This window comes from Oscillospiraceae bacterium, from assembly GCA_015068525.1.
Lineage (GTDB): Bacteria > Bacillota > Clostridia > UMGS1840 > HGM11507 > SIG450.
Window position 1 is genome coordinate 14,001 of sequence record SVKJ01000006.1, and the last position, 21,579, is coordinate 35,579.

Annotated in this window: 20 protein-coding genes; 16 read left to right on the plus strand and 4 right to left on the minus strand. The window is 35.2% G+C overall.

From position 1 onward, the window contains the following. Positions 1 to 110: 110 nt before the first annotated feature. From citG to citC, 3 genes are read right to left on the minus strand one after another with little or no spacing between them, the layout of a single operon-like run. The gene (citG, locus tag E7419_03075; GenBank protein MBE7014174.1) at positions 111 to 1,526 is read right to left on the minus strand and encodes a triphosphoribosyl-dephospho-CoA synthase CitG; all 1,416 of its coding nucleotides are present in this window, start codon (positions 1,524 to 1,526) and stop codon (positions 111 to 113) included. After that, on the minus strand, positions 1,462 to 2,397 hold the full coding sequence (locus tag E7419_03080; protein MBE7014175.1) for an alanine-tRNA synthetase second additional domain-containing protein: 936 nt from the start codon (positions 2,395 to 2,397) through the stop codon (positions 1,462 to 1,464). The genes citG and E7419_03080 overlap by 65 nt, the downstream gene beginning before the upstream one ends. A gap of 1 nt (position 2,398) precedes the next feature. Further along, complete coding sequence (citC, locus tag E7419_03085; protein ID MBE7014176.1) at positions 2,399 to 3,394, minus strand: [citrate (pro-3S)-lyase] ligase; 996 nt, start codon at positions 3,392 to 3,394, stop codon at positions 2,399 to 2,401. A 158-nt stretch (positions 3,395 to 3,552) separates the two neighbouring features. Here citC and citD point away from each other — a divergent pair, with 158 nt between their 5' ends. The 10 genes from citD to E7419_03135 all read left to right on the plus strand — a co-directional run bounded on the left by citD (position 3,553) and on the right by E7419_03135 (position 13,301). Next, positions 3,553 to 3,819, plus strand: coding sequence for a citrate lyase acyl carrier protein (gene citD / locus E7419_03090; GenBank protein MBE7014177.1), 267 nt, complete (start codon positions 3,553 to 3,555; stop codon positions 3,817 to 3,819). Continuing rightward, positions 3,819 to 4,694, plus strand: coding sequence for a CoA ester lyase (locus E7419_03095; protein MBE7014178.1), 876 nt, complete (start codon positions 3,819 to 3,821; stop codon positions 4,692 to 4,694). Before citD ends, E7419_03095 begins: the two co-directional genes overlap by 1 nt. Position 4,695: 1 nt before the next feature. After that, positions 4,696 to 6,099 carry a citrate lyase subunit alpha gene (gene citF, locus E7419_03100; GenBank protein ID MBE7014179.1) on the plus strand — a complete coding sequence of 468 codons (1,404 nt, stop codon included), beginning with the start codon at positions 4,696 to 4,698 and terminating at the stop codon, positions 6,097 to 6,099. An 11-nt stretch (positions 6,100 to 6,110) separates the two neighbouring features. Beyond that, entirely contained in the window at positions 6,111 to 6,950 is an 840-nt protein-coding gene (locus E7419_03105) for a fumarate hydratase (GenBank protein ID MBE7014180.1), read from the plus strand. Next, positions 6,951 to 7,505: a Fe-S-containing hydro-lyase gene (locus E7419_03110; GenBank protein MBE7014181.1), complete on the plus strand. Its 555-nt coding sequence runs from the start codon at positions 6,951 to 6,953 to the stop codon at positions 7,503 to 7,505. It begins immediately after the preceding gene. A 185-nt stretch (positions 7,506 to 7,690) separates the two neighbouring features. Next, positions 7,691 to 8,668: a GntR family transcriptional regulator gene (locus tag E7419_03115; protein MBE7014182.1), complete on the plus strand. Its 978-nt coding sequence runs from the start codon at positions 7,691 to 7,693 to the stop codon at positions 8,666 to 8,668. Positions 8,669 to 8,768: 100 nt separating this feature from the next. Further along, positions 8,769 to 9,200 carry a methylaspartate mutase subunit S gene (locus tag E7419_03120; GenBank protein ID MBE7014183.1) on the plus strand — a complete coding sequence of 144 codons (432 nt, stop codon included), beginning with the start codon at positions 8,769 to 8,771 and terminating at the stop codon, positions 9,198 to 9,200. Next, positions 9,200 to 10,585, plus strand: a complete 1,386-nt coding sequence (locus E7419_03125) for a MutL protein (protein ID MBE7014184.1) — start codon at positions 9,200 to 9,202, stop codon at positions 10,583 to 10,585. Before E7419_03120 ends, E7419_03125 begins: the two co-directional genes overlap by 1 nt. Continuing rightward, on the plus strand, positions 10,575 to 12,026 hold the full coding sequence (locus tag E7419_03130) for a methylaspartate mutase subunit E (GenBank protein ID MBE7014185.1): 1,452 nt from the start codon (positions 10,575 to 10,577) through the stop codon (positions 12,024 to 12,026). Before E7419_03125 ends, E7419_03130 begins: the two co-directional genes overlap by 11 nt. A gap of 18 nt (positions 12,027 to 12,044) precedes the next feature. After that, the gene (locus tag E7419_03135) at positions 12,045 to 13,301 is read left to right on the plus strand and encodes a methylaspartate ammonia-lyase (GenBank protein MBE7014186.1); all 1,257 of its coding nucleotides are present in this window, start codon (positions 12,045 to 12,047) and stop codon (positions 13,299 to 13,301) included. Positions 13,302 to 13,382: 81 nt separating this feature from the next. Here the strand turns inward: E7419_03135 and E7419_03140 are convergent, their stop codons facing one another. Then, positions 13,383 to 14,222, minus strand: a complete 840-nt coding sequence (locus E7419_03140; protein ID MBE7014187.1) for a hypothetical protein — start codon at positions 14,220 to 14,222, stop codon at positions 13,383 to 13,385. A 161-nt stretch (positions 14,223 to 14,383) separates the two neighbouring features. On the opposite strand from E7419_03140, the gene E7419_03145 reads away from it, so the two are divergent. The 6 genes from E7419_03145 to E7419_03170 all read left to right on the plus strand — a co-directional run bounded on the left by E7419_03145 (position 14,384) and on the right by E7419_03170 (position 21,574). Further along, on the plus strand, positions 14,384 to 14,968 hold the full coding sequence (locus E7419_03145) for an XTP/dITP diphosphatase (protein MBE7014188.1): 585 nt from the start codon (positions 14,384 to 14,386) through the stop codon (positions 14,966 to 14,968). A gap of 2 nt (positions 14,969 to 14,970) precedes the next feature. Continuing rightward, a complete protein-coding gene (locus E7419_03150; GenBank protein MBE7014189.1) occupies positions 14,971 to 15,963 on the plus strand; it encodes a deoxyguanosinetriphosphate triphosphohydrolase in 993 nt (330 codons plus the stop codon). A gap of 68 nt (positions 15,964 to 16,031) precedes the next feature. Continuing rightward, complete coding sequence (locus tag E7419_03155) at positions 16,032 to 17,783, plus strand: DNA primase (protein ID MBE7014190.1); 1,752 nt, start codon at positions 16,032 to 16,034, stop codon at positions 17,781 to 17,783. 44 nt (positions 17,784 to 17,827) lie between these two features. After that, positions 17,828 to 18,910: an RNA polymerase sigma factor RpoD gene (rpoD, locus tag E7419_03160; GenBank protein MBE7014191.1), complete on the plus strand. Its 1,083-nt coding sequence runs from the start codon at positions 17,828 to 17,830 to the stop codon at positions 18,908 to 18,910. Positions 18,911 to 19,211: 301 nt separating this feature from the next. Continuing rightward, entirely contained in the window at positions 19,212 to 20,477 is a 1,266-nt protein-coding gene (locus tag E7419_03165; GenBank protein ID MBE7014192.1) for an O-acetylhomoserine aminocarboxypropyltransferase/cysteine synthase, read from the plus strand. Between the two features lie 2 nt (positions 20,478 to 20,479). Next, positions 20,480 to 21,574, plus strand: coding sequence for an acyltransferase (locus E7419_03170; protein ID MBE7014193.1), 1,095 nt, complete (start codon positions 20,480 to 20,482; stop codon positions 21,572 to 21,574). Positions 21,575 to 21,579 lie beyond the last annotated feature (5 nt).

Sequence of the window (21,579 nt, forward strand, 5' to 3'; positions counted from 1 at the left end):
GGGACTGTCCCTTTTATGGTGGTTTTGCTTTTATACCTTATATTTAAATTTTGTTCGTGATGTTTTAAATATTATTTACATATTTTTATAATGTGAGAAATGTTTATGTTTTAATATGGTTTAATAGTATTTTTTAATTCTATTTCATATAGAAAATATGTAAGTGCAAGAAGGTCTGCTGCGCCTCCTGGTGATAAATTTCTTTCGATGAAAGCCTTATCTAAAAGTTCTATTTCCTGTGCTTTTGGTTGGGGAGAGCGTTTTAAGAGTTCTTTGGTAATATTTTTAGCATATTCTGCTCCTTCTATGCCTCCCCGTTTATATAAATTCGTGTCCAAAATGTTTGAAATAATATGCAAAAGAGTAATGGCTCCCGCATCGTTTGACGTGTAATTTTTTCTTTTTAAGTTTTTATAACAGGGGAGCGAAATTTTAATAACCGTTTCAAAACCTGAAAGAACTTCTCCGCGTATACCTTTGATGCCATACTTTATATAAAGTTTTTCGCCTGCAGTAGTATCATTCATTTTTGTAAAATCCTGTAACACTTTGTTTTTTGCAATGTTTGAGGCTTCCCTACAAATATCTTCTGCAGACCTAAAGGGGAAATCGGCAGACCAAAGTCTTCCGAAAGCGGCACAAATCAACCCTAAAGAAAAAATGGCACCTTTATGAGTATTCACATTATCTGTAATCTTATACATATTTTTTTCAGCCATAATTCCTGATTGCTTTAGTAATGGGAAAACGTCATCATAAGGAAGATTTGCTGTTTCTTTTCCTGTTTTAAAACATTCTTCGAAATAAGGCTTAAGGGACAAAGCACTTTTTTCAAAAGTTTTTACATTCATATCAGTATGACTGCCGTTGTTATTTAAGTCAACAAGACCGGGTTTTGGTGTTGTGTGTACCTCATAAATCAGGCTTTGCACAGCGAGAGAAGATAAAGTGTTTGCGTCAATATCAAAGAAGTAGTTTTCCATAATTTCTTTTGTTTTATTAAAAACTTCTTCGGCTGTATGAAGCCTTCCGGCAGAACATACTTTTCCTTTTCTTTTGCAGATAAGACATGAACGAGTATTTTCTCTTTCAAGTTTTGTAAAGTTGGTATCAATAACATCCATGTCAAAAAGTCTGCCCAAAGTAATGCTTTCTTCAATAAGAGAAGTCATTTTTTTAATTTCTTTAGCATTTTCATTAACCGAAAAAAACGCTTCGCACCCTGTCGGATTAACTTCTATATTTTCATATAATATACTTTTGGAAGATATTTTTTCTTTTAAAAGTTTTATACCTTCAAAAAAGGCTCGTTCGATTAAAGGCGAAACTTTATAAGGCCCTGCTATGTTCATAGTAAAACTTATAATAGGGCAGTTAAAACTATTTATTATATCTTTTTGCTTTTTAACTCTTTGCTCACGAGCATAGAGGATTTCGTTTAAAGTTATTTCTTTCATTTTTTTACATAACAAGTTCTGATTGTTTTTCCTGTGATAAGTCCAGTTTTTCAAGATTTTTTTCAGCATTTTTTCCGACACAACCTACAAGCATATATTGACGGTTAAATCGGTCATATATAAAATGATTGAGAAGATGAAAATTTTCTATCATACCTGTTTTTGATACGTGAATTCTCGGACCCGTGCAGAAGTGAGTTCGTCCGCCTACTGAAATATGTGTGTTGTCAACGTAATCAACAGGTAAGTCTTCTTTAATCATTTCATTAACTTTTTTCTCGATTTCAGATATATCAAAATCAGGTTTCGTTTCAGGGAAAGTAATAATAAATCCATGCCTTACATCATCATGCCCGCAACGAGCCATTTCACTTTCAGGCATACAAAGTTCACATAAATCCTCCGCAGTGTGAGCCATAAGACGATAAGAAAGGGATTCATAAACTTTATCACGGATTTCCGAAGGTTCAGGACCGAATAAATTCGGTCTTGCTATAAGCACTTGTTCTCCAACGCCTATTATAAGATTTGCGTTAAAGCCAAGCAGCGGATATATAAGGTCAAAATGTTCTACTATAACTCGTTTTCCATTTTGCAATGCCTCAATAATGGCTTCTGCCAGCACGCTCATTTGAGTGAAAGCATTTTCAAACCGTATATCAACATGATAAGTGTGTGGAGTAAAATAGCCACTGTCCTGTTCTAAAAGAGGTAAAGGACGAACATAAACCCCGTCATCATCGTTGGTAAGTTCAAGTCCGGGAAACATTCCGCGTAAAAGAGCACTTTTTCCTGACCCTGCATCTCCTATAACTCCGATAAGTTTATCGTAAGGTGACAGATATAACTGAGCAAGTTGAATTCCAAGACCGTACATACGCTGATGCCCTCTTGGTGCAAAATAACTGCTTAAAATATGGTTTTGTTGTAATTCCTGCATATTAAACCTCCTTTGTTTTAATTAAATTAGTTAAAATCTCAAGTGTTGTATCAGGAACTAATGATTTTAATGTTATTATATCTTTTTTTGTAATTAAATCTCTGACTTTGCTGGCGCTCACAGGTTCGTCACAGATTTCTTTTCTTTTGATTTCTTTTAGTGTAATATTTTTTTGAGGAAGTAACTTTTTTAACTCGTTGTTATATTCGTTTGTAACAGCACAGAATGGTTCTGTCCCCACAAAACGCGTTTTTATATTAAACTTAGGAGCATAATATTTTGCAAATATTTCAATATCCAGACGGCATTTTATATTTGGAATGTTACTCTCTTTTTTTAAAAAGTAGTCGGGAAAGGTTGCAAAAGATATAAGGTATGGTCCGGTAGGGAGAATTGTAACATTTTTAAGATGCCTTGTACCGTCTTTGACCATTTTAAGCCTTTCCTTAGTTGAAAACATACTTTTATCTTCCGATACAACAAAAACGTAAAGATTGTCGCACTCTTTACATGCCTCTTCTATAAGATAAAGATGCCCCAAAGTAAAAGGGTTACAGTTTGCAACAATGCATCCGTTTTTTTCGCTTTCTTTAGCATCAGGAAACTGATTTAAAAAATTATTTATACCATTATTCTTATCTTCCATTAAAAGAACATTTTCAGTTTCTGCCACGGGGTAAAAGAAAAGGTCGGAAAACATCGGTTTGTTCTGGGGTTTTGTGTATAAAAAAAGATGGTGTATTCCTTTTTGCCCTGCATCTTTTTTAAGTTCAGTAATAAGCGATGCAGTGATACCTTCTCCGCGGTATTTATCATCTACTGCAACGCATTTTATAATATTTTCATATCTTTGGGCAGTTGCAATAAGTTGATTGCTTTCCCATATAAGTACAAATACATCTGCCAAATAATCTGGTTCGAGATTGCATTTTTTGATAAGAGTTATCCATTTATTTAATTTTTCACCTTTTAAAGAGTGTAACAGTTCTATATACATCTTTTGTACCTCATACGGTATATTTATATTTGTATTATAACTTATATATGGTTAATATGTAAAGGAAAAATACAAAAATAATTGCTTTTTTTAAAATTGTGTTATATAATATTGGTAAATTGAACTATAACATTTAAAAAAGAGAGAGGAATGATATAATGATTATAACTAAATATGCATCTTCAGGCACACTTGAATCGAGTGATGCTTATGTAGAAATTGAACCGTCAAAAGATGGAATTAAAATTGAAATTGAGTCAGTTGTTTATAAACAGTTTGGAGAAAATATAAAAAAAGTTGCAAATGAAGTGCTTGGCGATATGGATGTAAAAAGCGCTGTTGTTCGTATTACTGATAAAGGCGCTTTGGAATGTGTATTGCGTGCGAGAATTGAAACTGCTGTTTTAAGAGGAGGGGAAAATTAATGAGGAGAAGTTTATTGTTTCTGCCCGGAAATAATCCTAATATGCTTATAAATGCGAACTGTCTTGGAGCAGATGCCGTTATATTTGACTTGGAGGATGCAGTTTCTCCGAACGAAAAAGATGCTGCCCGTATTTTAGTCAGAAACACCCTTAAATATATGGATTTTGAAACGTGCGAAACCATTGTACGTATAAATTCAGTTGATACTGATTTCTGGAAGAAAGATATAGATGTTATTTTACCTTGCAAACCGTTTTTTATATTACTGCCTAAAGTAAATACCGAAAAGGACATACTCGAAGTTTCAGAATATATAAAAAAAGCAGAAGAGAATGCAGGATTTAGAGAAGGTACTGTTGGGCTGATAGCCCTTATTGAAACGGCTTTGGGCGTTGAAAATTCTTATAAAATAGCAACTGCGACAAAACGTGTCAAAGGTCTTCTTTTAGGTGCTGAAGACCTTACTTCTGACCTTGAATGTAAGCGTACAAAAGAGGGAAGAGAAATTGAATATTCAAGAACAAGACTTGTTGTTGCAGCACGTGCTGCCGGTATAGATGTATATGATACGCCGTTTACTGATGTTAATGACGATGAAGGTGCAAAGGTTGATACATGCCTTGCAAAAAGTCTTGGATTTACGGGAAAGGCTTGTATTTCTCCTCGTCATGTCGAAATAATAAATGATATATTTACTCCGACTAAGGAAGAGATAGAATATGCTTTTGAAGTTTTGGATGCAATAAAACTTGCAAAAGAGCAGGGCAAAGGCGCGATTTCTTTAAGGGGTAAAATGATTGATGCTCCTATTGTAGCAAGAGCAGAGAAAGTTATTTTATTTGCAAATGAACTTGGAATTTCGAGGGAGGAGTAATATGAATAAGTTAGTTAAATCAATAAAAGAAGCGATTAAACTTTCGGGACTTAAAGACGGTATGACCATTTCTTTTCATCATCATTTAAGAAACGGCGATTATGTACTTAATATGGTTTTAAAAGAAATTGCTGAACTTGGAATAAAGGACATAACTGTAAACGCAAGTTCCTTGTTTGATACTCACACTCCGATAATTTCACATGTTGAAAACAAAGTTGTCACAGGTATTTTGACTGATTATATGGCATCAGGGCTTGGCAGAGCATTTTCTAAAGGTATAATGGAAAAGCCGATAGAATTTCGTACTCATGGGGGACGTCCTTCAGATATAAAAAATGGGAAAACTCCGATTGATGTTGCTTTTATTGCTGCACCATGCAGTGATAATATGGGAAACTGTTCGGGAAAATATGGAAAATCTGCCTGCGGAAGTTTGGGATATGCATTTTCTGATGCTATGTATGCGAAAAAAACAGTAGTTATCACAGATAACCTTGTTCCATATCCTTTGTGCGACTATTCTATTTCAGAAGAATATATTGATTATGTAGTTGCGGTTCAAGAAATAGGTGATCCTAAAGGCATAGTTTCAGGTACAACTAAAATCACAAGAGACCCTGTTGGGCTTATTATGGCATCTCATGCAGTAAAAGTGATTGAAGCGTCAGGACTTTTAAAAGATGGTTTTTCCTTTCAGACAGGCGCCGGCGGAGCATCTTTGGCAGTTGCAAAGTTTTTAAAGGATATAATGATAGAAAAAGATGTAAAGGGTAGTTTCGCTCTTGGTGGCATTACAGGATATATGGTGGATATGCTTAATGCAGGGTGTTTCAAAAGTCTGCTTGATGTTCAGTGCTTTGACTTAACGGCTGTTGAGTCTATAAGAAATAATCCTGACCACAGGGAAATTTCCGCAATTAAGTACGCATCGCCAACTGCTAAAAGTGCTGTGGTTGACAGCCTTGATGTTGTTATCTTGGGTGCAACAGAAATTGATACTGATTTTAATGTTAATGTTCATACTGATTCAAATGGATATATTATGGGTGGTTCGGGAGGACATAGTGATACTGCTGCAGGTTCTAAACTGTCGATGATTATTGCACCTATGCAAAGAGCGAGAATGCCAATTGTTACTGATCGCGTTAATTGTATTTCCACACCCGGTAAGGATATAGATGTTCTTGTTACACAAGGCGGAATAGCAGTAAATCCAAAAAATATTGAACTTAGAGAACGCCTTGAAAGTGTAGGACTTCCTGTTATTGATATTGTAAAATTAAAAGAAAAAACAGAGAAAATAACGGGAAAACCAGAGAAACTTCCAAAAGGCAATAAAGTGGTTGCTAAAGTTATCAGCCGTTATGGAGAAGTTTTGGATGAAATATATAATGTATTGTAGGAGAAATTAAAATGAGAGAAATTAATGCTGAAATAATCACCAAAACGGTGAAAAAACTGTGTATTGAAGCGAATTGCCATTTAACGGTTGATGTTAAAGAGTGCATAAAAAAATGCCGTTTAAATGAAGATTGGGATCAGGCAAAAGAAATTTTAGACAGAATTATTGAGAATTACGAAATAGCAGATGAAAAAAATCAACCTGTTTGCCAGGATACAGGTGTTGCCTGTGTATTTTTAAAAATAGGTCAGGATGTACATATAAACGGTGATATTACCGATGCTGTAAATGAGGGCGTAGGACAAGGCTACTGTGATGGATATTTACGAAAAAGCGTAGTTGACGATCCTCTATTAAGAGTTAATACAGGGGATAACACGCCTGCATTTATCTATTTTGAATTGGTTCCTGGAGATAAAATTGAGATTACGGTTGCTCCAAAAGGCTTTGGTAGTGAAAATATGAGCAAAATTGCTATGCTTCGCCCGTCTGACGGAATAGAGGGTGTTAAGGAATTTGTAATTAAAGCAGTGGAAGAAGCAGGACCTAATCCTTGTCCACCTATTGTTGTAGGTGTTGGCATAGGAGGAACTTTTGACAAAGCCGCTTTGCTTTCTAAAAAAGCGCTTTTAAGACCTCTTGATGAAAGGAATAGCGACGAGTTTTATGCTGATTTGGAAAAAGAACTTTTAGATAAAATAAATGCACTTGGCATCGGGCCTCAAGGATTTGGAGGAAGAACTACAGCACTTGCAGTCAATATTGAAAAATATCCTACACATATTGCAGGACTTCCTGTTGCTGTTAATATCAATTGCCATGTTACAAGGCATAAAACGGAGGTGATATAAATGTCAGTTGTGATAAAAACACCTTTAAAAAGAGAAGATGTTAAAAAACTAAAAGCAGGAGACAGTTGCCTTATTACAGGGGTAATTTACACTGCAAGAGATGCTGCTCATAAAAGACTTTGTGAACTTATAGAAAGAGGCGAAGAATTTCCTTTTGATATAAAGAATAGTATTATATATTTTGTTGGACCAACACCTGAAAAACCTGGTCAGGCTATAGGATCTTGTGGGCCTACGACATCATACCGTATGGATGCTTATAGTCCCGAACTTATTAAAAAGGGGCAGACGGGAATGATAGGTAAAGGGAAAAGAGGTCCTGCGGTTGTCGATGCGATGAAAGAGTATGGTGCAGTATATTTTGGAGCAATTGGCGGATGTGGAGCGCTTCTTTCAAGATGCGTGAAAAAAGCAGAGGTTATTGCTTATGATGATTTGGGTGCAGAAGCAATAAGAAGACTTGAAGTGGAAGATTTTCCTGTTATTGTTGTAATTGATAGCGAGGGAAATAATCTTTACGAAACAGGAAGAAAAAATTATCTTAAAACAAAATAGGTTAAGAAACTTAAGAATGGATTGTAATTTACTTTCCATTCTTTTTAAAATATCAACAAATGGACGCAAAAGGGACAGACCCCATTGCGTCCATTTATTGATTTGATTGTGCCAATTTGACTTGACAAAATTGCATAAAGGAGTATAATTGGTATATAACAATTATTTATTACAAGGGTGGTTTTATGAAAACGATTTATAAAATAAATACGGAACTTGATATTCCTATATACCAACAACTTGTTGATGCCATTTGTGTTGATATAAAAAGTGGCAATCTTATTTCAGGTGTGCAACTTCCTACTGTTTTTGAAATGACCTCAAAAGTCGGTGTAGCAAGAGGAACGGTTAAGCGAGCTTATGACGAACTTGAAAGAATGGGAATTGTGGAAAAGGTGCAGGGGAGAGGTACTTTTGTAAAGTATCAGCCTGCAAATTCAGGGAGCAGAAAAGAGCAGGCTATGGAGGCTATTGATGATATGCTTGATAAATTGGAAGGTATGGGACTTTCCCCTTCTGAAATAAATATTTTCCTTAATCTGAAACTCCGTGAGCGTTCTCAGGAGGAAGCGAATGTAAAGATTGCGGTGGTTGAATGTAATCCTGAAAATCTGTCGCAGATGTCGGAACAGTTGAGGCACATAGATGAGGTTGATTTATATTCATATACTCTCGATAGTATAAAACAATATCCATATAAACTTAATGAAAACTACGATTTGATTGTTACCACATCGTTGCACTCGGATTATCTTGAAAGTATCGTTCCTGATAAAAAAAGAATTGTCCGTGTGGCATTGAGACCGTCTGCCCGTTCTTTATCTCATATAATTAAACTTAAAAAAAGTGAAAAGACAGGTATTGTGGGATATAGCGAACGTTTTGCCGGACTTATTTATAATACGTGCTCAATGTATGCAGAGGAAGTAACCGTAGAGGCTCCTCTTATTGTAGGTGAAAGGTCGGAACTTGAAAAATATCTTAAAGGTAAAAGTACAATACTTCTTCCGAAAAATTACGAGAAGTATTTTGATACTGAAACGGTAAAGAGCATTTCGGCTTTTGATGGCTCTATTGTAGAATGTAATTACGAGATGGACGAAGGTTCTGTTATGTATCTTGAAACGAAAATCAAAAAAGTTCGCGACTCGAAAATGATATAAATATAAATATTTTAAAAATACTTAACTTTCTCTTGACAAAAAGATATATCCCATTGTAATATATAGGTATATAACAATTATATTACAGTGGGGTATTGATATGAGCGAAAATAAGAAAAAGATACTGGTAATAGGTGTTATCGGTGCTGATGTCCATGCAGTGGGCAATAAGATTTTGTACCATGCTTTTACGGAAGCGGGATTTGATGTTGTAAATTTAGGTGTTATGGTTTCACAAGAAGAGTATATTTCTGCAGCGATTGAATCGGGAGCAGATGCTATAGTTGTATCATCTCTTTATGGTCAGGGCGAACTTGATTGCAGGGGAATGAGAGAGAAGTGCGATGAGGCAGGCCTTAAAGGGATCCCTCTTATAGTGGGTGGAAATATTGTTATAGGCAAACAAAAATTTTCCGATGTTGAAAAACGATTTAAGGAAATGGGATTTGACCGTGCGTTTCCACCGGGAACACCTCCTGAAACCGCAATAGAAGCACTCTATGAACTTCTTGATATGGATGGTGGCAAATAATGAAAAATGTCTTGCTGATTGATTTTGGCAGTACATATACAAAACTTACGGGTGTAGACCTTGAGAAAGAAGAAATTATAGGCACAGCATCAGCATATACAACAGTAGAAACGGATATAAACGAAGGCTTAAATGAAGGCCTTAAAAAACTTGAGAAAATAACAGGAGAAATAAAATATGATGCCTGTTATGCTTGTTCCTCTGCTGCAGGAGGACTTCGTATGGTAACGAGTGGGCTTGTTCCCGAACTTACAGTTGAAGCATCCAGACTTGCGACACTGGGAGCAGGTGCCAAGGCGGTAGGTACATATTCTTTTGAGTTAACGGATGAAGATATAGAAGAAATTTTAAGATTAAGTCCCGATATATTTTTACTTGTCGGAGGAACTGACGGCGGCAACAAAGAATGTATTATCCATAATGCACGTATGCTTGCTAAGTTAAAACCCGAATTTCCCATTATAATAGCAGGTAATCGGACTGCATCAAAAGAGTGCCAGGAGATACTGGAAGGTTGTGAGGTTTATGTTTGTGAAAATGTAATGCCGAAATTCGGCGTACTAAATATTGAACCTGCGCAAAACAAAATAAGAGAAATATTTTTAAATCATATTATTTATGCTAAAGGATTAAGTAAGGTTTCAGATCTTCTGTCAGATATTATGATGCCTACACCGTCTTCCGTGCTTAATGCTTTGAAACTTCTGTCTTGCGGTTTTGAAGACGAAATGGGTATCGGAGAACTGATAGCAGTAGACGTGGGCGGAGCGACAACTGATGTTTATTCCATTGCAGACGGAATGCCCGAACATATGAATACAGTATACAAAGGACTTCCTGAGCCTTATGCAAAAAGAACAGTTGAAGGGGATATCGGTATGAGATACGGAGCACAGGGGATTGTAGATGCTCTGGGAATAAATAAGATATCTTTACTTTCAGGACTAAGCGAAGAAAGGGCTTTGGAATTAATAGAAAAACTTAAAACAAATACCGAGATGGTACCAAATGGGGATACGGAACTTGAAGCACTTGATTTTTCTCTTGCTTCCTGTGCGGTTGACGAGGCGGTTAACCGACATGCAGGGAAAATATCCGAAACATATACTATGATGGGTCAGACTTTTGTGCAGGAAGGCAAAAATCTTACTAAAGTGAAACAAATTGTTGTAACGGGCGGAAGCCTTATTCACGCAAAAAAAACTGTAGATATTGCCGAATTTGCCAAGTATTCAAAGAACAATCCTGCATCTTTAAGACCTTACGAATTAAATGTCAGGGTAGATAAAAAATATATTTTGGCGGCTATGGGACTTTTATCGTCCTATTATCCGAAAACCGCCTTAAGAATTATGAAAAAGGAGATAAAAAACTATGGAGATTAAAAACAAACGTCTTTCTTTAGATGAGTTTAACTGTCTGCGTGAGGAAGTCCTTAAACAATGGCCTACCGGGAAAGATGTTGATATAGAAGAAGCAGTAGAATATCACAAAAATATGCCTGAGGAAAGAAGATTTTCCAAAAAACTTCTTGATGCGAAACGTGACGGAAGAACTTTGGTACAGCCTCGTGCAGGTGTTCCAGTTGTGGAAGAACATATAAAACTTATGCAGTATCTTGAAAAGGAAGGAGAAGCAGATTTACTTCCTTCAACTATTGACAGTTACACAAGGCAAAACCGATACGAAGAAGCGGAAAACGGCATAAATGAATCTATTCGTTTAAATAGAGCAATGCTTAATGGTTTTCCTGCTGTTAATCATGGTGTAAAAAAATGCCGTCAGGTTGTTGAAAGTGTGAATGTACCAATGCAGGTGCGTCATGGTACTCCTGATGCAAGATTGCTTACTGAGATTACTTTTGCCGGTGGATTTACAAGTTATGAAGGGGGAGGTATTTCTTACAATCTTCCGTATTGTAAAGATGTTCCAATGGAAAGAACAATCCGTGACTGGCAATATGTTGACCGTCTGACAGGTCTTTATGAAGAAATGGGAGTGTCTATAAACCGAGAACCATACGGACCTCTTACCGGTACATTGGTTCCTCCCTGTATTTCTCATGCGGCAGCGATTGTTGAAGCACTTCTTGCAGCCGAACAGGGAGTAAAAAATATAACAGTTGGTTACGGTCAGTGTGGTAATCTTGTGCAGGATATTGCTGCTATAAGAACATTACAGGAACTGACAGATGAATATCTTTTGAAATACGGATATAACGATGTTTGTGTTACAACAGTATTGCATCAATGGATGGGCGGTTTCCCTGCCGATGAAGCAAAAGCGTTTGGTGTAATATCTTCGGGAAGTCTTATTGCTGCTTTGTCAAAAGCAACAAAAGTTATTGTTAAAACTCCTCACGAAGCAGTTGGTATTCCTACTATGGAAGCCAATGCAGAGGGCTTAAGATGCACAAAACAAGTTGTTAATATGCTTTCTGATCAGACATTTAATTCAAATGTTTTAGAGGACGAAAAGGAAATAATCAGAAAAGAAACAAGAGCAATTGTTGACAAATGCTTTGAACTTGGCAGCGGAGATATTGCAGTTGGGGTATGCAGAGGTGTTGAAGCGGGAGTTTTAGATGTTCCGTTTGCTCCTTGCCGAGTAAATGCTGGTAAAATGCTTCCTTGCCGTGATAATGATGGTGCAGTCAGAATACTGAATATAGGAAACCTTCCTTTTAGTAAGGAACTTATAGATTTCCACAAAGAAAAGATAGAAAAAAGAGCAGTTTATGAAAACAGGAAAGCATCATTCCAGATGGTAATTGATGATGTTTATGCTATTGGAAAAGGTCGTTTGGTTGGACGTCCTAAATATTAAAATGAGGAGAGTTAAATTATGAAAATTATAGATGTAGTATGTTCCGGAGGACGTACAGGGTTTTATTTTGATGACCAGCGTGCTATAAAACAAGGCGCAGGTCACGATGGTGCATTTTATGTTGGAACTCCTGTTACTGATAAATTTACTGCAGTTCGTCAGGCGGGAGAATCAATTTCAGTTATGATTATACTTGAAGACGGGCAAGTGGCATACGGAGATTGTGCCGCAGTTCAGTATTCAGGTGCAGGAGGAAGAGATCCACTTTTTTTAGCGGAAGAATTTATTCCGGTTATTTATAAATACATAAAGCCTGAACTTGTAGGCAAAGAGGCTGACAGTTTTAGAGAACTTACCGAAATGATGGAAGCAATATCAGTTGATGGAAAACGCCTTCATACTGCAATTCGCTATGGCGTTTCACAGGCTATTTTAGATGCTGTGGCAAAAGCAAAAGGTAAAATGATGTGTGAAATAGTTGCAGAAGAATATAACTGCGAAATAACTGAAAAGCCTTTAGCAATTTTCACGCAGTCAGGCGATGACCGTTATGATAATTCGGATAAAATGATTTTAAAAGGTGCTCAGGTTTTACCTCATGCTCTTATAAATAATGTGGAAACAAAATTGGGTAAAAACGGAGAAAAACTTTTAGAATATGTAACATGGCTTCGTAACAGAATACTTGATTTCCGTATGGATGAAAACTATAGTCCTGTTATTCATATAGATGTATACGGAACAATCGGGGCAGTGTTTGGTAATAATAACTATAAGGCTATGGCAGACTATATTAAGACGCTTTCTGATGCTGCAAAACCGTTTAAACTTCGTATTGAAGGTCCTATGGATTGCGACAGCGACCGTGAAGCACAACTTACAGCACTTTCTAAACTTACAAAGGAAATAGACGACCGTAAAATAGATGTTGAACTTGTTGCAGACGAATGGTGCAATACTTTGGAAGATATAAAACTTTTTGCAGATAATAAAGCAGGGCATATGGTGCAGATTAAAACTCCTGACCTTGGTGGTATAAATAATACTATTGAAGCGGTGCTTTACTGTAAAGAAAAAGGAATAGGCGCATATCAGGGTGGTACCTGTAATGAAACTGACCGAAGCGCAAGAGTATGTGTTCATTGCGCTATGGCAACCGTACCCGACCAGATTTTAGCAAAACCGGGAATGGGCGTTGACGAAGGATTTATGATTGTATATAACGAAATGAACAGAATTCTTGCATTAAGAAAAGCAGCAAAAGATCGAAAATAAGAAACTCACGAAAAACTAATGAATTACAAAACGAAATGGACGCAAAAGGGACAGACCCCATTGCGTCCATTCTGACTATGATTATAAATAGAAGTCATGATTATTTATCGTCTTATGATAAGTTCGGTTATTTATTATCCAGAAGTTTGATGCTTTCTTAGGATTTAAAAAATAAAGGCTTTCCCCTGCAATATTAGTATCTCTTATAGCCAGTTTACCTGCTAAAACGCTGTCGCGGGAGGGTGTATTATAAATTGAGTTATTTGCGACAGGCTGAAACTGAATTCCGTAATTGTTATCAAAAATTACATCATAAATTGTATCGGGAAAGTCTTTGCTTTCTACACGGTTTAAGATAACGTTCCCCACTGCAATTTTACCGCTAAAAGGCTCTCCTGAACTTTCTGCTTCAATTATTCTTGATAACCATACTATATCTTCCAAAGAGTAATCTTTTTCAATTAAACTTTCATCAATTTCTATATTTTCTTTGGATAAATCAACAATGTAAAAAGTATCACTCCAGTTAACATTAAAATCAAAAAGTTCCGATATAAAACGTATTGGTGCAAGTGTTCTTTTATTTTTCAGAACAATATTATTTGAAACGGGAATTTTTTCTCCGTTAACAAAAGCGTATTTATAACCTGCGTATAGTTTAACATCTTTTCCCTCATAAGAAAAAGTAACGCTTTTTTCGTCGTCTTTCCACTCCATTTCATAAATTCCCAGGGCATTTAATATAAACCTTACAGGTGCATAAGCAGTATTATTTATTATAAAACTTGCGTTATCCGTATCTAAAACGTTGCTGTTTACAGAAACTGTAACGGGTATATCATAACCATAATGTGTGTTTGCGCACACATTTGAACTTAAAAGTGCAGTTAAAATAGTTATAATAAGTAATATTTTTTTCACGGTTACCTCCTTTCTTTTATAATACAGATTAAATTATAGCAAAAAAAAGACTTTTTATCAATTCCTAATGATTTCCTTTACAATTTATGACAATATATGTTATACTATCTTGGGGTGTAGTGTCTGAGTGAATTCAGATACATAAGAAAGGAATGATTATGATGAAATTCGTAATAGCAACAGGTAATCCGGGCAAAGTTAAAGATTTTAACCTTATTCTTTCTATGATGGGGCATGAAGCCGTTTCTTTAAAAGAAATGGGGATTGAGTGCGATGTGGAAGAAACAGGTACTACATTTAAAGAAAACTCATATATAAAAGCAAAGGCAATTTACGATATGGTAAAATTACCTACAATTGCAGATGATTCGGGACTTTGCGTTGATGCACTGGACGGTGCTCCCGGAGTTTATTCTGCACGTTACGGCGGAGAAGGACTTGATGACCGTGACAGATGCATAAAACTTTTAGAGGAAATGAAAGATGTTACAAACAGAAAAGCATGGTTTAAAAGTGCAATATGTTGTATATTAGATGATGATACAGTGATTGAAGTTGAGGGAGAATGTGAAGGTACATTGCTTTATGAAATAACAGGGGAAAACGGATTTGGATATGATCCTTTGTTCTTTGTTGAAAAGTTCCAGAAAACATTCGGAGAGGTATCAAAAGAAGAAAAGAATGAAATCAGTCACCGAAGAAAAGCAATGGATAAATTAAAAGAAGAATTAAAAAAGGTGCTTTAGTTATGAATATAAGAGAACTGATTGAAGAAAGAGAGTATGAATTTTTATCTTGTTATGCTAAAAAATCAAGAGAATCGAAAGGGAGAAAGGTTTTTGAAACTCCTTGTGATATAAGAACCGACTTTCAAAGAGATGCTGACAGGATAACTCATTCAAAAGCATTTCGCCGTCTTATGCACAAAACTCAGGTATTCTTAGCGCCTACCAAAGACCACTACAGAACAAGGCTTACTCATACTTTGGAGGTTTCTCAGATTGCCCGTGCGATTTCAAGAGGTCTTTGCCTTAATGAAACACTTACCGAAGCTATAGCTTTAGGGCATGATTTAGGTCATACACCTTTTGGGCATATAGGTGAAGAAGTGCTTGACTCAATATGTGAAAATGGTTTTGCTCATAACGAGCAGAGCCTTAGAGTTGTGGATTATCTTGAAAAAGAGAACGGTCTTAATCTTACTTTTGAAGTAAGAGATGGAATTTTAAATCATACAGGTAAGGGTATCCCCCAAACCAACGAGGGTAAAGTCGTTCGCTTGGCAGACAGGATTGCTTATATAAACCATGATATTGACGATGCTATCCGTGCAGGCATCCTTTCTAAAGATGATATTCCCAAAAAATACAGTGAAATTTTAGGCAATAAACACTCAAAAAGAATAAATACAATGATTTTAGATATAATAGAAAATTCCAAAGACGGAGAAATAAAAATGAGTGATCCTGTTTTTACTTCCACAAACGGACTCAGAGAGTTTATGTTTGAAAAGGTTTATATGTCGCAAAGTGTACGAAAAGAAGAGGTAAAGTCAAAAGATTTAGTAAAATTCTTATATAATTATTTTTATAAAAATAAAGATATGCTTCCCGATGAATATTTAAGAAGACTTGAGGAAGACGGACTTTCGAGAGTTGTATGCGATTATATTGCATGTATGACTGACAGGTATGCAATAAATCTGTTTGAGGAATTTTTTGTTCCAAAACAAATGTTTTAGTTTTTTTAAAAGGATTTTTATTTTTTTTGTCGAAAGAAAATAGTAGAAAGAATAGTCGGAGGATTGAAATGGCTTTATATTTTGATGATATGCTTTTAGAAGAGATCAGACAAAGAAATGATATTGTAGATTTAATTTCAATGTATACCGACCTTAAGCAAAGCGGAAACAGATTCCTGGGGTTATGTCCTTTCCATAAGGAAAAGACCCCGTCTTTTTTTGTTAATAAAGAGGATCAGCTTTATTATTGTTTTGGCTGTCACGAGGGCGGAAATATCATAAATTTTGTTGAAAAAGTGAATAATCTTGATTTTATTGAGGCCGTTAAATTTCTTGCCGAAAGAGGCGGAGTTAATCTTCCTGAAGAAAACGGCGAAGTTTCAAAAGAACATCAACTTAAAAAAGATATTTATGAGATAAATAAGGCTTCTGCCATTTATTTTCATAATAACCTTATGAATGATAAGAATGCTCTTAAGTATCTTACTGACAGAGGGCTTGATATAAAAACGATAAAAAATTTTGGCTTGGGGTATTCTAAAAGTACATATACTGACCTTTACGAACATTTAAAACTCAAAGGATTTTCCGAGTGGGCAATGTTAAAAGCAGGAGTTATTTCTAAAAAGGAAAATGGAGTTTATGATTTTTTCAGAGGAAGAATAGTATTTCCTGTTATAGATTTGAGAGGAAATGTACTTGCTTTCAGCGGACGTGTTATGGATGACAGTTTGCCCAAATACCTTAACACAGGCGAAACTGAAGCCTTTAAGAAAAGGCAGAACTTATTCGGACTTAATCTTGCTAAAAACTCAAAGAAAGATTATATTATACTTGCAGAAGGTCAGATGGATGTTATTGCACTCCATAAATATGGCTTTAACAATGCTGTAGCCTCGCTCGGTACAGCGTTTTGTGAGGAACATGCAAAACTTATAAAAAGATACGCAAAAAAAGTAGTGATTTGTTATGATAATGATACAGCAGGGCAAAACGCAACAAATAAAGCAGCAGATTATTTAATTTCGGAAGGTATATTTGTAAATGTTGCAATACTGAAAGGCGGAAAAGACCCTGATGAAATTTTAAAAAAATCAGGGGAAGAGTATTTTTCAAATATTATAAAAAATGCACCTACATATATGGAATATCTTTTAAACAAAGAGATTCTGAACCACGATTTAAACACAATGGAAGGAAAAATTTCCTATGCACGAAGCGCAACCAATCACTTAACCAAAGTTATTGACCCGCTGGAGCGTGAACTATATATTAAAAGAATTTCAAGAGAACTTGATATAAGTGAGGAACTGATTTACGGAGAACTTAAAAAAATCAGCAGTTTCACAAAAAGAAATGAAGAAAAAAAGCAGGAAATTAAAGAAAATATAAAAAGGCAAAAGGAAACATCTGTAGATAAAATAAATAATAATCTTGATGTTTGCGAAGGGGAACTTATAAATATTCTTATAAATAATATAACGTGGTTTAAACGACTTAGAAATCATCTTGGTGATAATTATTTCTCTTTTGAAATTTATAACAAAATTTTTTCCACGTTATCCTCTCTTATGGAAGAAAGAGGCGGATACGATATTAATATGATTGTGGACAGGCTTTCGGAAAAAGAAAAGGGAAAAATTATAAGATTTAAAATGAAAGAGTTAAACTACGAGGTAAATGAAAAAAATATCTCTGAACTTTTGAAACGAATAGAGTATCTTAAAAATCAGCAAAATGTTGCAAATGCAGACTCTGTGGAAGACTTGAATGCACAACTTATGAAACTTAGAAATAAGGAATCTATGAATAATAAATAAAAAAATTTGTATAATAATAAGATAGTACTGAAAGGAGAAACCAGATGTCTGAGGTAGTGAGTAAAAGAACGGCTATTAAAGAATTACTGGAACTTGCAAAAACCAATAATAAAATAACTTTAGGGGAACTTAATGACCGTTTAAGCGAAATTGATTTAAATGTTGAGGACATTGAAAAAATCTACGAAAAGTTAGAAAAAATGGGTGTTGAAATTGTCAATGACCCTGAGAGTGACAATCCTGAAGATATGGACTTTAAAGAACAGGATGTTGAAGAAATTATTCTTCAGGACGGTGTTGGCATTGATGACCATGTCCGTATGTACTTAAAAGAAATAGGTAAAGTACCTCTTTTGTCAATGGAAGAAGAGATTATGTATGCTCAGCGTATGGCAGAAGGTGATGAAACTGCTAAGCAGATGCTTGCAGAAGCAAATTTAAGACTTGTTGTATCCATTGCTAAAAGGTATGTTGGAAGAGGTATGTTGTTTTTAGACTTAATTCAGGAAGGGAATTTAGGTCTGATTAAAGCGGTTGAAAAGTTTGATTTTACAAAAGGATTTAAATTTTCTACTTATGCTACATGGTGGATAAGGCAGGCGATTACAAGAGCTATTGCTGACCAGGCAAGAACTATAAGAATTCCTGTTCATATGGTAGAAACAATTAATAAACTTTTAAGAGTTTCAAGACAACTGTTACAGGAACTTGGCAGAGATCCAACTCCTGAAGAACTTTCAAAAGAACTTAATATGTCGGTTGAAAAGGTAAGAGAAATCCAGAAAATCAGTCAGGACCCTGTATCTTTGGAAACCCCTATCGGCGAAGAGGAGGACAGTCACCTTGGCGACTTTATTCAGGACTCAGATGCTCAATCTCCTGCAGATGCCGCAGCATATACCTTGCTTAAAGAACAGTTCCAGGAAGTTTTAGGAACATTAACACCTAGAGAAGCAAGAGTATTAAAACTCCGTTTCGGTTTGGAAGACGGGCAGATGCGTACTTTGGAAGAAGTAGGTAAAGAATTTAATGTTACAAGAGAAAGAATAAGGCAGATTGAAGCAAAAGCCTTAAGAAAATTAAGGCATCCATCAAGAAGTAAGAAATTAAAAGACTTCCTTAATTAGTTATTAGGCACTCGGGAGTCGAACACCTTATGGTTTAAAATTAGAAATTTCGCTTAATCCTGCAGAAATTCCTGCGAATATACGAAAGTATTATCCTTGAAATTTATTTGTCTAAAACAAAATTTCTAAATTTTAAACTCTTCGACCTTAAACGTAGGAAAATTTTTAAGATTTTTAATGCGAAGGACGAAGTCAGGCTGTCGCCTTACGAGGACGCCAAATTAAAAAGATTAAGATTTAACAAGTTTAAGGCATAAGGGGGTTTGGCTCCCGAGTGCCTAAAGAAAAGAGGTAATTAAAAATGAAAATAGAAACAAAATGTCTTCATTCCGGTTACAAACCGGGAAATGGTGACCCAAGAGCACTCCCGATATATCAAAGTACAACATTCACTTTTGATTCAACTGAATATATAGGCGATTTGTTCGACTTTTCAGCGAGCGCTCATTTTTACTCAAGACTTTCCAATCCGACTGTTGCAGCAGTTGAAGATAAAATTGCCGACTTAGAGGGTGGTATAGGCGCGCTTTTAACATCTTCAGGTCAGGCGGCTACAACTATTTCGCTTCTTAATATATTAAAAAGCGGAGACCATTTTATAAGTTCTTCAACCATCTACGGTGGTACATATAATTTATTTAATGTAACTCTAAGAAAACTTGGTATTGATGTTACTTTTGTAGACCCTGAACTTCCTATAGAAGAACTTCAGAAAGCGGTTAAACCTAATACAAAAGCAGTTTTTGGTGAAACTATTTCCAATCCTACAATAAATGTTTTGGATATTGAAAAGTTTGTTAAACTTGCTCATGATAATAATGTACCTTTTATTATCGACAATACTTTCGCAACACCTGTTTTACTAAGACCAATCGAATACGGAGCAGACATTGTTATTCACTCAACCACAAAATATATGGACGGCCATGCAATTCAGGTTGGCGGAGCGATTATTGACAGTGGTAATTTCGACTGGAAGAAGAATGGGTTTACCGAACTTTATGAGCCGGACGAATCATATCACGGACTTATCTATACCGAACATTTCGGTAAAGCAGCATATATAGCAAAAGCAAGGGCACAAATGATGAGAGATTATGGTATGTGCCAGACTGCAAACGGTGCATTCCTTCTTAACTTAGGGCTTGAAACACTGCCTTTAAGAATGGCTAAACACTGTGAAAACGCAGAAAAAGTTGCAGAATTTTTTGAAACAAGAAAAGAAATTAAGCATGTGGGCTATCCTACACTTAAAAATGATAAAAATTATGAACTTTATAAAAAATATCTGCCAAACGGTGCAAGTGGTGTAATTGCGATAATTATTGACGGCGGAAAAGAAAAAGCAGTTAAGTTTATGGATAATCTTAAATTAGCATCAAATGTTGTTCACGTTGCCGATATACGAACCTGCGTTTTACATCCTGCAAGTGAAACTCACAGACAACTCAGTGACGAACAGTTAAAAGAAGCAGGTATTGATGCAGGTCTTATAAGAGTTTCTGTAGGTCTTGAAAATATAGATGATATTATAGCCGACTTTAAGCAGGCACTTGATAATATTTAATTATGAATACGATTACAAAGGAATATACAACTTTGCCCGAAAAAAATACGGGCAGAGTTGTATATCTTGATATTTTAAAAACTATAGCCATAATAGGCGTTCTTTTAATACATATTACATCGCGAGGTTTTTCAAACTTTGAATATTTAAGTTTTGATTATCTTGTATCTTCATTTGTGAATTCAACTGTGCGTTTTAGTGTGCCGATATTTATAATGGTAAGTGGAACGCTCTTTTTAAACGAAAAAAAGGAAATCTCCGTAAAAAAGATGTATTCAAAATATATCTTGAGGATTGTACTTACTCTTATATTTTTTGCGTGTGCTTACGAGATTTTTGATATTATGGCAGGCTATTTTTCAAAAGGAGTTTTTGAAGAAGCACAAATCAGAAAAGGGATAGAAAATCTTCTTACCTTAAACACTCATTTCCATTTGTATTATCTTTATATAATAGTTATTATATATATGTTGGTACCTCTTTTGAAAGTGTTTTTAAAATCGGCAACAAGAAGAAATTTTGAGTATCTTTTAGGATTTTTATATTTATTTGCAATACTGTTACCATTTTTAAAGTCAATATTGCCATTTGATGTTATAGGAAAGGGTATGACGGGGCAGTATATGATAAATCTTACTTATGGAATGCTTTTTTATTTTCTTTTAGGACATTATTTTAATAAATATACTTTAACCAAAAAGACGCAAAATATAATAATTGTAATGGCGATTACAGCGGCAGTTGTGACATTTTTAACGACAACTTTCGAAACGAAAATTCACGGTCAGTTTACGGGAAGATATATAGAGGCGATGACTGTAAATGTAAGTCTTATGGCTGCAGGACTTTTTATATTTATAAAAAGAATTTCACATTATGTAAGGAATGATAAAATTTTTTCTTTAGTTTCCAATGCAAGTTTTACGATATACCTTGTGCATGATTTTTATAATATAATTTTAGATAAACTTGGTCTTAATCTTAACGCAGTTTCGACTCTTCTTTCAATACCATTATTACTTTTATTGGTGTCTGGCTTATCTTTTATAACTTATCTTATTTTAAGAAAAATACCTTTTTTAAATAAACTTTTGTAAAACGG